The 13291-nt window shown below is 49.8% G+C and carries 14 protein-coding genes; 7 read left to right on the top strand and 7 right to left on the bottom strand.

From position 1 onward, the window contains the following. The first annotated feature begins 13 nt into the window (after positions 1-13). Both BN3659_RS07005 and BN3659_RS07000 read left to right on the top strand, forming a co-directional pair. The gene (locus BN3659_RS07005) at positions 14-1393 is read left to right on the top strand and encodes a toll/interleukin-1 receptor domain-containing protein (protein WP_091535647.1); all 1380 of its coding nucleotides are present in this window, start codon (positions 14-16) and stop codon (positions 1391-1393) included. After that, positions 1386-2897, top strand: coding sequence for an argonaute/piwi family protein (locus BN3659_RS07000; protein WP_091535645.1), 1512 nt, complete (start codon positions 1386-1388; stop codon positions 2895-2897). The genes BN3659_RS07005 and BN3659_RS07000 overlap by 8 nt, the downstream gene beginning before the upstream one ends. A 50-nt stretch (positions 2898-2947) precedes the next feature. Here BN3659_RS07000 and BN3659_RS06995 read toward each other — a convergent pair whose 3' ends face one another. The 4 genes from BN3659_RS06995 to BN3659_RS13320 all read right to left on the bottom strand — a co-directional run bounded on the left by BN3659_RS06995 (position 2948) and on the right by BN3659_RS13320 (position 5476). Beyond that, positions 2948-3625, bottom strand: a complete 678-nt coding sequence (locus tag BN3659_RS06995; protein ID WP_091535644.1) for a hypothetical protein — start codon at positions 3623-3625, stop codon at positions 2948-2950. Positions 3626-3703: 78 nt separating this feature from the next. Further along, the gene (locus BN3659_RS13495) at positions 3704-4162 is read right to left on the bottom strand and encodes a ComF family protein (RefSeq protein ID WP_230319411.1); all 459 of its coding nucleotides are present in this window, start codon (positions 4160-4162) and stop codon (positions 3704-3706) included. Continuing rightward, entirely contained in the window at positions 4159-4629 is a 471-nt protein-coding gene (locus tag BN3659_RS13490; RefSeq protein WP_253181069.1) for a hypothetical protein, read from the bottom strand. Before BN3659_RS13490 ends, BN3659_RS13495 begins: the two co-directional genes overlap by 4 nt. A gap of 106 nt (positions 4630-4735) precedes the next feature. After that, entirely contained in the window at positions 4736-5476 is a 741-nt protein-coding gene (locus BN3659_RS13320; protein WP_216092797.1) for a hypothetical protein, read from the bottom strand. A gap of 212 nt (positions 5477-5688) precedes the next feature. Between BN3659_RS13320 and BN3659_RS06980 the strand changes: the two genes are divergently transcribed. Continuing rightward, entirely contained in the window at positions 5689-5961 is a 273-nt protein-coding gene (locus BN3659_RS06980) for a helix-turn-helix domain-containing protein (protein ID WP_032135252.1), read from the top strand. 15 nt (positions 5962-5976) lie between these two features. Further along, positions 5977-6285 (top strand): helix-turn-helix domain-containing protein, encoded by a 309-nt coding sequence (locus BN3659_RS06975; RefSeq protein WP_032135206.1) that lies wholly within the window; start codon positions 5977-5979, stop codon positions 6283-6285. Between the two features lie 128 nt (positions 6286-6413). Here the strand turns inward: BN3659_RS06975 and BN3659_RS06970 are convergent, their stop codons facing one another. From BN3659_RS06970 to BN3659_RS06960, 3 genes are read right to left on the bottom strand one after another with little or no spacing between them, the layout of a single operon-like run. After that, positions 6414-6782 (bottom strand): hypothetical protein, encoded by a 369-nt coding sequence (locus BN3659_RS06970; RefSeq protein ID WP_091535642.1) that lies wholly within the window; start codon positions 6780-6782, stop codon positions 6414-6416. A 48-nt stretch (positions 6783-6830) separates the two neighbouring features. Continuing rightward, a complete protein-coding gene (locus BN3659_RS06965; RefSeq protein WP_091535640.1) occupies positions 6831-8141 on the bottom strand; it encodes a site-specific integrase in 1311 nt (436 codons plus the stop codon). A gap of 25 nt (positions 8142-8166) precedes the next feature. Then, on the bottom strand, positions 8167-9390 hold the full coding sequence (locus BN3659_RS06960; protein WP_091535638.1) for a site-specific integrase: 1224 nt from the start codon (positions 9388-9390) through the stop codon (positions 8167-8169). A gap of 400 nt (positions 9391-9790) precedes the next feature. On the opposite strand from BN3659_RS06960, the gene BN3659_RS06955 reads away from it, so the two are divergent. From BN3659_RS06955 to BN3659_RS06945, 3 genes are read left to right on the top strand one after another with little or no spacing between them, the layout of a single operon-like run. After that, positions 9791-10432 carry a 3'-5' exonuclease gene (locus BN3659_RS06955; RefSeq protein WP_091535636.1) on the top strand — a complete coding sequence of 214 codons (642 nt, stop codon included), beginning with the start codon at positions 9791-9793 and terminating at the stop codon, positions 10430-10432. Further along, the gene (locus BN3659_RS06950) at positions 10401-11600 is read left to right on the top strand and encodes a class I SAM-dependent rRNA methyltransferase (protein ID WP_091535635.1); all 1200 of its coding nucleotides are present in this window, start codon (positions 10401-10403) and stop codon (positions 11598-11600) included. The genes BN3659_RS06955 and BN3659_RS06950 overlap by 32 nt, the downstream gene beginning before the upstream one ends. A gap of 18 nt (positions 11601-11618) precedes the next feature. Then, a complete protein-coding gene (locus tag BN3659_RS06945) occupies positions 11619-12557 on the top strand; it encodes a restriction endonuclease (RefSeq protein ID WP_091535634.1) in 939 nt (312 codons plus the stop codon). Positions 12558-13291 lie beyond the last annotated feature (734 nt).

The raw sequence follows: 13291 nt of genomic DNA, 5'->3' as shown, positions 1-13291 counted from the left end.
AGAAAGATAGGTTATGAGAGATACGATATTTATAAGTCATGCAACCCCGGCAGATAACGATTTTTCCATCTGGATTGCTTCCCGATTGGAGATGTTAGGATATAAGGTTTGGATAGATAAAGAAGGGTTACTGGGTGGAGAGCGTTTTTGGGCGACCATTCAAAAAGCCCTGGATCGTTCGATAAAAGTTTTGTTCGTTTATTCAAAAAATATTGTAACGACAGAAGGTATACTTCGGCAAGGAATTGAAAATGAGTTGGAATACGCAAAGAGTATTGCTGCACAAGATGGATTGCAGGATTTTATCATACCATTACATATCGACAATTCCAGCTATCATTTAGTAATAGGACAACCTAATATTAACCATATTCCATTTAATAATAATTGGGCTGATGGATTAAAGCAACTGCTAAAAAAACTGGAGAAAGACAATGTCCCTTCTAATTTCGGCAATCAGAAGTCTTCATTTTCAGAATGGTATGAAAATGAGTATATTTCTAACTGCTCAATTATACCCCACGAAGAGCGATATTATACTTCATGGTGGTCGATAGCTGAAATGCCGAATAGGTTCTATATGTATCAATTTGCCAATACCGCTCAAGCTAAAGCCATCAGAGACCTGAATAAAGAAATTCCGATTAGTTTATTATCCAATTGTATTTCTTCGTTTGATGGAAATTTGAATTTTTCCGTTCAAAGAGATAATGAAATGATTGAAGTTAGGCCAGAACACACGTTTGCATTTTCTCTAACAGATATTTTAGATGGGTTCATGTCTGAGAAGTTTCCTCAACATAGAGATGTCGAGAATCATTTCAAGAGGCTGATGTATTGTGTAATTGCCAATCTATTCAGACGTGCTGGCTTATGGAAGCATGAAATGTCGAATAAGAGATTAGCTTATTTTCTCCCGAAATATGATAAAATTACGAAAGTAAAATTTATCTATCCTGAAAGTACAAGGAAAAAGGCAAAAGCTCTATTAGGAGAAATGCGAGGAGTGGGATTTTGGCATTATGGAGTCTCTATTCAACCGACACTATTCCCGTTTATTGGGTTTTCTCTTAAATCACATATTCTGTTTACATCGGACGGCGCTCAATTGATAGATGATGAAAAAAAGCAGCACTCTTTCAGAAGGAAAAAAGGAAAGTACCTTTTTAATAAAGAATGGAGAGATTTATTGCTCGCATTTATTCAGCGTCTAAAAAATAAAGAGGGAGAAATAAGCATTCAGGTAACGACGCCGGGAAAGCAAGTCAAGCTGAAAGAATGGCCGGAAATGCTTATAAGTGAAATAGGATACATAGATCCAGACACCGAAATGAGCATTGATAAAATAGAAGATTATTACGAAGATTTAACGGCAGAGGAAACAAATGATTGAACCTACTCTCAAATACATCAGTGAGCCATCATTGACATTCGGTAGTGGCCAAACAGCAATTGACCCCCGGGATGGTTTAATGCTTTTTGGTCCCTTTGATCATAAAAGGATTAAAGGTGTTAGAAATATCGGTATCATCGGTTCGGCTAACTTAAGGAGAAAAATGATTGATTATCTGAAAAGGATACATGGTCCTATTGTTAATGGGGATTTATCCATTGCCCGACCAAATTTCCCGGGATTAGAATCTACCTTCGGCATATCGATCAATTTTGATAACATTATTCAACTTGATATTAAGCAAAAGGACATTGATGAATACCTAAAATACACGGATTCTCATCAACGAGTTCATAATTTAGTGAATCTATATGTCCAGCCGTTAATACGGTATACCGAGCATGAAGAGATGCCTGTGGATGTTTGGTTTGTCGTAATACCAGAGGATATTTATAAATTCGGCAGACCAAATTCGAAAATTCCGAAATCGGAAGATAATATTAACATTGGGCTTAAGAAAAATGAACGGAATTCGACCCAATTGGATATGTTTTTCCAAGAGGAAAAAGATACCCTTCGAGAAGCGTATGAGTTTGAAGTCAATTTTCACAATCAGCTAAAAGCCAAAATATTATCTGCAAAAATCGTCACTCAGATAATTCGGGAAAGTAAAATAGCCTATGAGAATCTGTTAACCGATAAGCAAATTGAGGAAGAAAAAAAATTTGATACAGCTAAAGCATGGAACATATCTAATACCCTCTATTATAAATTAGGAGGTCTTCCGTGGAAACTTGGAGAGATTAGAGATGGAGTTTGTTATTTGGGATTAGTATATAAGAAAACAGAAAGCGATACAAAGAACAAAAATGCTTGTTGTGCAGCTCAGATGTTTCTTGATTCAGGCGATGGGATGGTTTTCAGGGGAAATGTTGGTCCTTGGTGGAATCCTACTACCGGCGAATTTCATCTTTCACAGCAAGATGCTTTTGAGGTCGTGTCTCAATCTTTAGAAGCATACTATAATCGCTTTGAATGTTATCCCAATGAAATTTTTATCCATGCAAAAACATTTTTCGATGATCCGGAGTGGGCTGGATTTGAAGACGCAGTTGCGGGCAAGTCAAAAATTATCGGAGTAAGAATAAAGGAAAATAGTACATTTAAGTTATATCGGCAATATTCGTATTGCGTTCCCAGAGGAATGATGTTACAGTATGATGATAGAAAAGCGTTCCTTTGGACAAAAGGATTTATCCCCAGATTCAAAACTCAGATTGGTTTAGAGACGCCGAATCCAATTGACATAGCCGTAACCAGAGGAGAAGCAGATATTGAAGTGGTTTGTAAGGATATATTGGGTTTGACGAAGTTAAATTACAATGCTTGTATATATGGTGACGGTATTCCCGTCACATTGAAATTCGCTGATTCCATCGGGGAAATCCTCACTGCGGGGAAAGATATCAAAACAGGTGTACTGCCTTTCAAACATTATATTTAGTATTACTTTTTTGCTCAAACCGGATGATGAACAACAAAAAACGCATAATATTATATAGCATTCCTAATGCCATTTTCTTTTACATATCTCACAACCATATGATTGAGAAGCGTTCGGTGTACTTCGCTGATAAGATGATTAAAGCGATTGAATAAATCCGTTAATTGTACAGTTTCCATGGCGATTTTACTCTCATTTATCTCTTCGTGACGCAGTTTATAAAGTTTAGTTGCATTGATGTGCACTTCGGCATCTCTTTCGTCTTTCCACCAAGAATTTTTTGAAATCTGCTCCAAGTCCGACAATAATTCATCAAACTCGCTTTTGAATCCGGGAAACATCGTTATGATGGTTTCCAACTGCGCGCAATGGGAATCTTTATATCCCTTCTTGCTAAACCCATATAGCTTTTTGAAACTTTCATTAAGTTGGACTTTCAGTTTGCCCCGAAGAAAGCTTTTTTCATACGGATTCGTCGCCCTGACAAATAATTTTGTCAATACGATGCAATCACAAAAGGAGTAACCTGTAAAAGTACTGGTAAGGATTAGCGTATTGGTAATTTTATCATAATCGGAATTTTCAGACTCCTGAATCTTGGTTGCGAGTTGGCATATTTCCTCAATGCACTCGGAAAACATGTTTATATATTCATCCGATTTTTCACAGAACTCTACCCGTTCTTGCTCAGACAGTATTCTGTTATTATAGGTTAGCTCACGAATCATACAAACTCTATGTTAATTTACCCGTTTTCCGTTTTACATCTTAATGGCTTGGTCAGAATTGCTCTCGAACGAACAAACTCATTTCGTGCCGACGGTTTTAACTAGGAATATGCCGGTTACGGAATTGGCACCCGATTTTTCAAGTTCACGTTTTATGAGCGTAAAACTCATGCCGGTAGTCAGAATATCGTCGATTAGCAAAACGTCGCGCCCCTCGATATAATCCGGGTCGAAGACTATGCCGGACATATCCCTTTGTTGCGTACCTTTTTGTTGTTCCCTGTCGTACTCGATCCGGACGGTAGGAAAACCGTCGTCTATTATCAGCCGGCGGGAAAGTTCCCCGCAAAAGGACTCGAAACGCTGCCGGTGCCTCTCTTTCGTGGAAGCCGGAAGAGGTATCAGGATAGGCTCTTCCAGATTGTCGAAATATCTCATGCGTGATATAGCCAAAGAGAAGAGTTTGGCGGCCAGCAACGCACTGGCACCCTCTTTGAAGCGAAATACGAGGTTAGTGACTTTTTTCTGTTCGCTCATGAGTTTAATTTATGCGACACGGGATAATAGTCGTGGATATAGAAACATAACGCCCCGTCCACGCGTTTACCCCGGAACCGGTTGGTCATGGGATAATAGCTGCGGATGAAATCGCCCTTAAAGGTGAATTTCAGAATGTCGTGCCACAGCCGAAGGGTCTGCTCGTCCTCGATCCGGAACATCTCGCTGCCGTAAGCATCCTCTCCGGCCAGCCCCATGCCGATCCGCAAACGGTCGTTGAAACGGCCGGACGATACGATATACCAATCATAAGCACGGCATAATAGTTCGATGTCGCAGTCGTCGGTGCAGAGAAAATAAAAGTTGCTGTCCTCGTCTCTCACCAACAAGAACTCGCCGCCGACCTGCGTCATATCCTTTTCGATGTCGAAATAGTTCCCGAGCGGCATCGGGTAATCGGCATCTGCTATCTCGCCGGGTACTCCGAAGCTGAAATTGGTAATCATAGAGCGCTGTTTATGTTGTCATTGTTAAAGTTTTCAACGGTTTGCATCATCAAATTAACAAGCTAAGATTTGGCACTGAATTGTTAGTATTCCTAAATAAAAGCAGTTAAGGTTCAATTCGCAGGGTGATAGTCCCGTTTTTAGCTTCACTCAGGAATGTATCGTATAATTGCCGCCATTGCATACAATGTTCTTGAAAGATAGCATTACGCTGGCTTTCAGTCATACCGGATTCGTTCATAAACGTAGTGTAGCACACATATACGGTATCTACTTTATCCTTATGCCTGTCACCGTCCTCACTTATCATACCCTCTGCTTTCATGTAGGTAAAACAGATCCCGTCCCTGATACGAAAGGCATACTTTCCATATTCTCCGTATTTTTCATGGTTGCGGTTGATGCCCTCATTTTGCTGGAGGGGCATGACGGTAGTATTCCGGGAAAAATATCTTGCAGCTACATCATTAGCACTCAGCGATTCGTCTTTTAAGAAACGCTCCCTGTATCGTTGAAAAAAATGGGATGTATAGGCACTGATTTGCCTGACGCCTACCATTTTGCTATCCGGGGTGTGCTTATACCCGCTTGCACCCCATTGAACGACAAACCGATGTTTGTCTGCATAAACAATACAGAAAGAGCCGACTTCGGGATATTCTGCACGGGTCCTGGTTTCTGCATAAAAATAAATGATATACTGATTGTTGGTTGCCGGAATCTTATATTCATAAAGTTCCCACGCAGGAAAACGGCTTGTTTTACGAAATGCTTTAATCGCTTTGGGCCGTAGGTATTCTTGCTTGATGTCTACTTTGTATTTGTCAGCGGCGAGATGGTCGTACATCTCCCTATATGTCATCGAAGTCAGAAGCATAATCAAATATAACTGTTTCAGCCATTCAAATTTCGCATATTTTCCTCGCTTTTACAAATTCAAAGCGGCGACGCCAACCGTGGCATATAGCGACGTCAACCCTTACATCTGCGTCGGCAAAAGGCTCGGACGTGTATTCCATAAAGTATTTTTGGGTTCCGGGAAAGCTAAACATTGTAATTATGGAGATGATAATGATCGAAAAACGGGTCTATGACTCTATGGTGGCCAAACTCGAAACGCTGGCCGGAAGGATCGAGGCCCTGAATGCAAAACAGCAAAAACGCCTGGGACGTTGGCTCGACAATGAGGAGGTCTGCGAGATGCTGTGCATCGCCAAAAGGACGCTTCAGGCATATCGTGAAAAACGGCTCATTCCCTACACGCAAGTCGGACATAAAATCTACTATAAGCCGCAAGACGTAGAGGCATTGTTGAAACAATCGAAAAAGTAAACGGAGGAACAAGCTATGAGAAATAATATTGTGCAGGGCTCGGACAGTAGCGAGACCGAAGTATTCGACCTGATAAAGCGTATCGAAAAGGGCCTGGAAAAATTCGGTACGAACCATCGCCTGATTCTGGGCGGCGAGTCGTACCTGACGGACAAGGAAATTTCGGAGCGGCTGAAAGTCCACCGCCGGACGTTGCAGGAATACCGCAGCTCGGGGAAACTCCCTTATTACATGATATGCGGGAAAGTGCTGTACAGGGAATCGGAGATCGAAAAGTTACTCCGGGATTCGTATAACGGAACGGATGATAAGGCGTTGCTGTAACACCGGAACGAGGAGACGGTCTGTCTGACAAATTCCCGAGATTGAAAATCGCCCCTGTCAGGATGAATTCCGACAGGGGCGAAAACATTAGAATCAAGGTGGTTAGACGGATTTTTTTCTTTCCGAGGTCAGTTCACTACCGTCCGTTCCTCCTGCGAGACCTTCAGCACGACCATCCGGGAATGGGGGCGGCGGATCAGCCACCGCCGGAACGCTGCGCTCTGGGGCGTGTCCACCCGAAAGGCCAACGCCGAGATCATTTCCAGATTATACAGTTCAGCATGTGCCGTCGGAAGATTCGAGGTTTCCGACATACGCAGTGCACCGTGTTTGTAAATCGCCCGTATATTGCTCGTAATCGTCGGGACGAACACCTCGAACATCCGGGCAATCTCGGACGGGGTCAGCCACACATCGCCGTCGGCACCGGGGGTTACGGTTACGGTATTGTACTCGATCGTTATCGTTCCTGTCGCTCTTTCTCCTGTCGTTGCCATATTGTTTGGATATTAGTTTCTTAATTATACGAATATTTTTGCTTTCCGTCAAGCGAACGCCGCTTTTCCTTTGTCGGACCGAGCCCGTTTCTTTTTCATAACGCTCACATTCTCTTCGCATAAGACTATTTTCCGGCCTTTCGTTCTCGTTTTAAGTCCTTTCATATCTTCACCCACCTTTTTATCGGTCACTTTGGCGTAAATCTGAGTCGTGGTGATGCTCTTGTGTCCCATCATACGGCTCACGGTTTCGATAGGCACGCCCATCGAGAGGGTAATATGCGTCCCGAAATTATGCCGGGCCTTATGGAAAGTCATATCGAAACCATATGCTTGTCCCAGTTTTCGCGTAAGTATGATAAGATGCTTCCGGCTGTAAAGGTTGAAAATCTTGTCGCTCCGACGTTCAGACCGGTATTTCTCGATGATCCGCAACGGAACCTCCAGCAACCGGACTGCCGAGGGCGTATCTGTTTTTTTGCGCCGTATATGAAGCCACCACGTTCCGTCAGCGGCCTGCGTGATGTCCTTATCCGAGAGCCGTTTCAGGTCGGAGTAGGACAGACCCGTGAAGGTGGAGAAGAGGAACCAGTCCCGAACCCGCTGAAGATTGGGTTTGTCGATGGGCGTTTCCATCAGCTTTTTGAGGTCTTCGAGTTTGAGGTGGCGGCTCTTGCGTTCGGGCAGCTCCGGGTGCAGCCTGCCGTAAGGATCGCGGCGGAGCGTACCCTGGCTGACAGCCCGTTTGGTCATTTTCTTCAGACGGTACAGGTGTTCGTGCACCGTTTTTTGCATCATATCGCACTCCGTTCGCAGAAAGAGGTCGAAGTCGTCGTAGAACGTTTTGTCGAGACTTCGGAGCGTGACGTCTTCCTGCCCGCATTTCTGTTGTACGAACGCAGCCAAGTGGTTGTAGGAGTTCTCGTAGCTGGCATAGGTCTCTTTCGTCCGATCTACGCCGACCCGTTTGTAAAACTCTGCATTGTGTTCCCGGAACAGGGCCAGCAGCGTGAGCGGCTTCTGTCCGACGCCTTTTACGGCGTTCTTCACCAGTTCCGCCGTGACGAAGCCGAGGTCGTTGCGAATCCTCCGATAGTGGGCCTCGATCTGTTCGGTCAGCAGGTCGATGGCCCGGTTTACCTTGCGGGCATTGGCACTCCGGCCGTCCGCGCGTCCTGTTTCCGGATTCCACAGCGACGGTTCGATGGCGGTTTTGATACCTATATGAGCCGATTCGGCGTCGATGCTGACTTTGCACAAGAGCTGGCAGGTGCCGTCCTTGCGGACTTTAGTTCGATTGATATAGAACAGTACGGCAAACGTACTGCGGCGTTTTATCTCCTTATTGTTCGTTTCCATGATGATTCGGATTTGAAAAAGGTGATTACAGAGCTATCGAAAACCGCTCGGCGAGCTTCTTGTCGAGGTTTTGCGTATCCGCGCCGATTTTGTCATCGGTTACTTTGGCATAAATCTGTGTCGTGTCGATACGTGTGTGGCCCAGCATCTTACTGACCGTTTCCAGCGGAACGCCCTGCGAAAGCGTGATTTCGGTGGCGTAGGTATGCCGTCCGCAGTGGAAAACGAGCCGCTTTTCGATACCGCAGATCGAGGCGATACGTTTCAGAGCCCGGTTGAGTGTAGTGTTGCCGTACATAGGAAGTAATTTCCCTTCCGGCGCGATACCCCTGTATTTGTCGAGAATACGGAGGGGAATATCGAGCAGCGGCAGTTCGTAGTCGATCTTCGTCTTCTTGCGCGTGGTTTTGATCCACACCTCGCCGTCCTCGGCAATTTCCAGATCGTCTTCGCTCAGGCGGCACATATCCCCGTAAGGAATGCCCGTATAACACGAGAATAGGAACAGGTCGCGGGTTTGGTAGAGCGTCGGGTGATGGAGCGGCGTGGTCATCAGCCGGTGCAATTCGTCGGCAGTGAGGTATTTCTGCACCCTTTCGGGGCGCTTCGGTTCGTACCCGGCGAACGGGTCGGCCGTGATGATACCCTCCGCCACCGCTTCGCCGACGATCGTGTTCAGCCTTGTGGTCAGCAAGACGATAGTTCCCGGCGCGATGCGGCGTTCCGTCCGCAGGTAAAGGTCGTACCTGTCGATGAACGACCGGTCGAGGGCGGTAAAGGGAATATCCGAGAGTTTATACTGTGTTTGCAGGAAAGCGGAGACGCAATTACGGGCATAGCGATAGGATCTGAGCGTGTCTTTCTCGCGGTTTACACCCACGCGCTTCTCGAAATGTTCGATAAACGTTTGAAAATAACCAAGCAGGGTTGTTTGTCCGGAAGCCTTGCCCAGCAACAGATCCCGTACCTCTTCGGCGGTCACGACCTCCCGTATCGCAGACTGTTCCTTGTAGATGGCCAGTGCCGAGGCACGCAGTTCGTCCAATTTCCGGTTGATCTCCCGCGTAGCGGCGCTCTTTCCCGTGGCGCGGCCCGATGCCCACGACGATACGGGAACCGACATCTTGGCACTGAAAGCCGCCTCGGAATGGTTGCCGACGGTCAACCGTGCCATGACAGGACAACAACCATCGGCATTCGTTTCGCTCTTTTTAAGGTAGAACGCGACCCTTACATCCATTTGTTCCATAACTCTATTTATCTAATTGCAAAATTAGCTGATATAGAGCTATTTGAAGCCATGAAAAATATAGCAGAACAGCGAAACAGAACCCCGGATCGAATAAACGCGGCTGTATTTTCCCGATAATCGAAAAAAACGGTTATCTTTACAGTGCGAATACCGAAAATACAAGCGTTCTTTGCGGTAGCAAACGGTTCGACAGGGTGTTTTTCTGCGAATTTTTCCGGGCCGAAAAAAGGCAACGGATAAGTAGCAATCGCCCTTCTTAACCTCTCATAATCCTACTTTTTGATGAGTCGGACAGACAGAGAGATAGACCGCTTGACTTTCTTTAGTGTCAGTCACTTATCTTAATCTATCCGATTCTTTCGTTTTTACGCGAGTTCTTCGTATCTTTGTCCCTCGCATGAACCACAGAAAAAACAAATTCGCCGCAAAGATCGGCAACGACGAGACGGCCGCCCTGCCCGCCATCGAGTTCGGGGGCGAGATCCGCGTCGTCGAAGAGGAACGCGACGTCGCCGCCGCGTGCAGCTACCTCATGCGACAACCGCTGCTGGGCTTCGACACCGAGACGCGCCCCTCGTTCCGTCCGGGCGTGATGTTCCGCGTATCGCTCCTGCAACTCTCCACGCCGGAGGTATGCTACCTGTTCAGGCTCAACAAAATACGCTTCGACAAAGCCATCGTGCGGCTGCTCGAATCGAAAGACATACTCAAAATCGGCGCCGACGTGGGCGGCGACCTGCGCTCCCTGCGTCAGATCAAACCTTTCCGCGACGGCGGCTTCGTCGACCTGCAAACCTTGGCGCCCGAGTGGGGCATCGAGGAGAAGAGCCTCAAGAAACTCTCGGCCATCGTGCTGGGCCAGCGGGTTTCGAAAGCGCAGCGCCTGAGCAACTGGGAAGCCGCGACGCTCACGGAAAAACAACAGAGATACGCCGCTACGGACGCTTGGGTCTGCACCCGCATCTACGACGTCCTGCAACACACCGCCAAATCCAAACGCACACGCCATGACACCGCAAATACATCTGCGCAAAGGTAAGGAAGAGTCGCTCCTGCGCCGCCATCCGTGGATCTTCTCGGGGGCCGTCGACTACATCGCCGCCGAGGACGAATCGGAGATCCGCGAAGGTGCCGTGGTCGACGTCTACACCCACTCGGGCGACTTCATCGCCCGCGGGCACTATCAGATCGGCTCGATCGCCGTGCGTGTGCTGACCTTCCGCGACGAGCCCATAGAGGCGGCTTGGTGGGAGCGCCGCATCGCCGCCGCATGGGACGTGCGGCGCACGCTCGGCCTCTCGGACGACGGCGACACCACCTGCTTCCGGCTCGTGCACGGCGAGGGCGACTCGCTGCCGGGGCTCGTCATCGACCTCTACGGCCGCACGGCCGTGGTGCAGTGCCACTCGGCGGGCATGTACCGCGCCCGTCTCGACGTCGCCGCCGCCCTGCACGCGGTACTGGGCGACCGGCTCGAAGCGGTCTACGACAAGAGTTCGCAGACCGTGCCGTTCAACGCCCGGCTGGGGGCCGTCGACGGCTATCTGAGGGGTGCCTCGGAGCACAAAACCCACACCGTACGCGAACACGGCCTGCAATTCCTCGTCAACTGGGAAGAGGGTCAGAAAACGGGCTTCTTCCTCGACCAGCGCGAAAACCGCGAGCTGGTGCGCCGCTATGCCGCGGGCCGCACCGTGCTCAACACCTTTTGCTACACGGGCGGATTCTCGGTCTACGCACTTGCGGGCGGCGCCCGCGAAGTCTGTTCGGTCGATTCGTCGGAACGCGCCGTGCGGCTGGCCGGGGAGAACGTGCGGCTCAACTTCGGCGACGCAGCGCCCCACACGGCGCTCGCGGCCGATGCCGTGGAATACCTGAAGGACATAGGCGACCGCTACGACCTCATCATCCTCGATCCGCCGGCCTTCGCCAAGCACCACAAAGTGCTGGGCAACGCCGTGCAGGGCTACAAGCGCCTCAACGCCCGCGCACTGTCGCAGATCAAGAGCGGCGGCATCCTCTTCACGTTCTCCTGCTCGCAGGCCGTCTCGAAGGAGCTCTTCCGCACGACGGTCTTCTCGGCCGCGGCCATCGCGGGCCGCAAAGTGCGCATTCTGCATCAGCTCACCCAGCCGGCCGATCATCCGATCGACATCTACCATCCCGAGGGCGAATACCTCAAGGGACTGGTGCTCTACGTCGAATAACCCGAAACACGCATCGTCATGATACCTCGCTTCGACACGATCCGCATTCAGGCACTCCTCCTGCTCCAAGACAGCGCGCCGCTGCGCACCCGAGATTTCAGGGCGCCGCTGGCCCGGCATTTCGAACTCACGGACGAGGAAATAAACGCCGAATACCCCTCCGGCAACGGAAATATCTTTTCGGACCGAATCTCGTGGGCCTTGAGCTATCTGTTCATCGCGGGGCTGGTCGAGAAACCCCAAAGGGGCGTCTACCGCATCACGCAGAAAGGCCGGGAAATGTTGAAAAGCTCCACTGCCGAACAGATCAATCAATACATTTCGGACATCGTGCAGGCGCGTTCGGTCGACCGCCCCGCGACGACCGCAGGCAAAAAGAAGTCCGCCGACGAGGAAACCACCGTCCCGCCCGCACAGACCCCGCAGGAGCTTCTGGAAAACTCCTACGAGAAGATCAAACGCTCGGTGTACGCCGAAATTCTGACCACCATCCTCGGCAAAAAACCGGCCGAGTTCGAAAAGCTGGTCGTCAAACTGCTGCAAGCCAAGGGTTACGGCGGCGAAGTGAAGGACTCGGGAACCGTAACCCGACAGACGAACGACGGGGGCATCGACGGAATGATCCGCGAAGACGTGCTGGGGTTCAACCGCATCTCCATTCAAGCCAAACGTTATGCACCGCAACACAACGTCGGACGCGAAGAGGTGCAGCGATTCGTCGGAGCCGTCGCGGCCACACCCTCGAAAAAAGGCGTATTCATCACGACCTCGGGCTATTCGCGCGGAGCGGCCGATTATGTGCGCAATCTGAACGGAAATCCGACCATCATTCTGATAGACGGTGCGCAGATGGCTCAATACATCTACGATTACGGGCTGGGCATGCAGACGGAAAAACTACTGGAAATAAAGAAGATGGACATGGATTTCTGGGACCAGATGGAGGACGGCGACTAAGTGGCTCGCGATAGCCCGGGATTTCCGCGGGGCATTGCTACCGGAGCGCACCGGCAAAAAAAGCCCCCTACGGTATCGCAAGGGTTCCGTCGGCGGCAGCGGTTCCCCGCCGTTCGAATAAGCAACCGTTCCGAGTCTGGCAACCGTGAACAACGGCAAGGAGCTGCCGACGACATCCGGCTCCGGCCTTTCTCCCGGCCGGCCCCGCCGCGCACAACGACCGATCGTATATTTCGCGCCGCACCGTCCCGGTATCAAGCCGCCCCGCCGCCTGCGGTTCCGGGCCTCCGCACCTCCGGGTCTACGCGCTCCACGGTAAATCCGGCCTCCGCGTATCGACCGGAATCGGCTGCATCCTCCCCCCCCCGCCTCCCCGAAAAGAGCCCGCGGCGGCGCCCCGATTTTATCGACCGGAATAGGGCCGTACCCGAGCAACCTGCCAACCTCCGCGACAGGAGCGGATCGAACGTCCGCACCTCGTCGGACCATTTCGTCAAACCGCGCCGCAGAACCGAACGAAATCCGCGCTCCGCCGAAGCGGGGGAAACGACAGCCCGCAAGCGCACCATTTCAGCCGAGTGAGAGGCAAACACAGGTCCGGACACCGCCGAGGCGGGAAATGGAAGAAAGAGCTTCGACCGACGTCGTCATACCCGAGCCGAATCCGATAGCCCCGTCGCCGCAAACCGGGCATCCGCCCGGAAATACGATCCGGTTCCCTCCCCCCCCCGCAC

This window comes from Alistipes sp. CHKCI003, from assembly GCF_900021155.1.
In the GTDB taxonomy this organism is placed as follows: Bacteria; Bacteroidota; Bacteroidia; order Bacteroidales; family Rikenellaceae; genus Alistipes; species Alistipes excrementavium.
Note: the sequence above shows the minus strand (reverse complement) of the source record. Positions and strands in the feature narration are given on the sequence as shown.

Excerpts from the sequence above, each read along its gene's own strand:
- BN3659_RS06965 (WP_091535640.1), bottom strand. The coding sequence starts at position 8,141 with ATGGAAACGAACAATAAGGAGATAAAACGCCGCAGTACGTTTGCCGTA.
- BN3659_RS06960 (WP_091535638.1), bottom strand. The coding sequence starts at position 9,390 with ATGGAACAAATGGATGTAAGGGTCGCGTTCTACCTTAAAAAGAGCGAA.
- BN3659_RS06950 (WP_091535635.1), top strand. The coding sequence starts at position 10,401 with ATGACACCGCAAATACATCTGCGCAAAGGTAAGGAAGAGTCGCTCCTG.
- BN3659_RS13320 (WP_216092797.1), bottom strand. The coding sequence starts at position 5,476 with ATGTACGACCATCTCGCCGCTGACAAATACAAAGTAGACATCAAGCAA.
- BN3659_RS13490 (WP_253181069.1), bottom strand. The coding sequence starts at position 4,629 with ATGATTACCAATTTCAGCTTCGGAGTACCCGGCGAGATAGCAGATGCC.
- BN3659_RS06970 (WP_091535642.1), bottom strand. The coding sequence starts at position 6,782 with ATGGCAACGACAGGAGAAAGAGCGACAGGAACGATAACGATCGAGTAC.
- BN3659_RS06995 (WP_091535644.1), bottom strand. The coding sequence starts at position 3,625 with ATGATTCGTGAGCTAACCTATAATAACAGAATACTGTCTGAGCAAGAA.
- BN3659_RS07005 (WP_091535647.1), top strand. The coding sequence starts at position 14 with ATGAGAGATACGATATTTATAAGTCATGCAACCCCGGCAGATAACGAT.
- BN3659_RS06975 (WP_032135206.1), top strand. The coding sequence starts at position 5,977 with ATGAGAAATAATATTGTGCAGGGCTCGGACAGTAGCGAGACCGAAGTA.
- BN3659_RS06980 (WP_032135252.1), top strand. The coding sequence starts at position 5,689 with ATGGAGATGATAATGATCGAAAAACGGGTCTATGACTCTATGGTGGCC.
- BN3659_RS13495 (WP_230319411.1), bottom strand. The coding sequence starts at position 4,162 with ATGAGCGAACAGAAAAAAGTCACTAACCTCGTATTTCGCTTCAAAGAG.
- BN3659_RS06955 (WP_091535636.1), top strand. The coding sequence starts at position 9,791 with ATGAACCACAGAAAAAACAAATTCGCCGCAAAGATCGGCAACGACGAG.
- BN3659_RS07000 (WP_091535645.1), top strand. The coding sequence starts at position 1,386 with ATGATTGAACCTACTCTCAAATACATCAGTGAGCCATCATTGACATTC.
- BN3659_RS06945 (WP_091535634.1), top strand. The coding sequence starts at position 11,619 with ATGATACCTCGCTTCGACACGATCCGCATTCAGGCACTCCTCCTGCTC.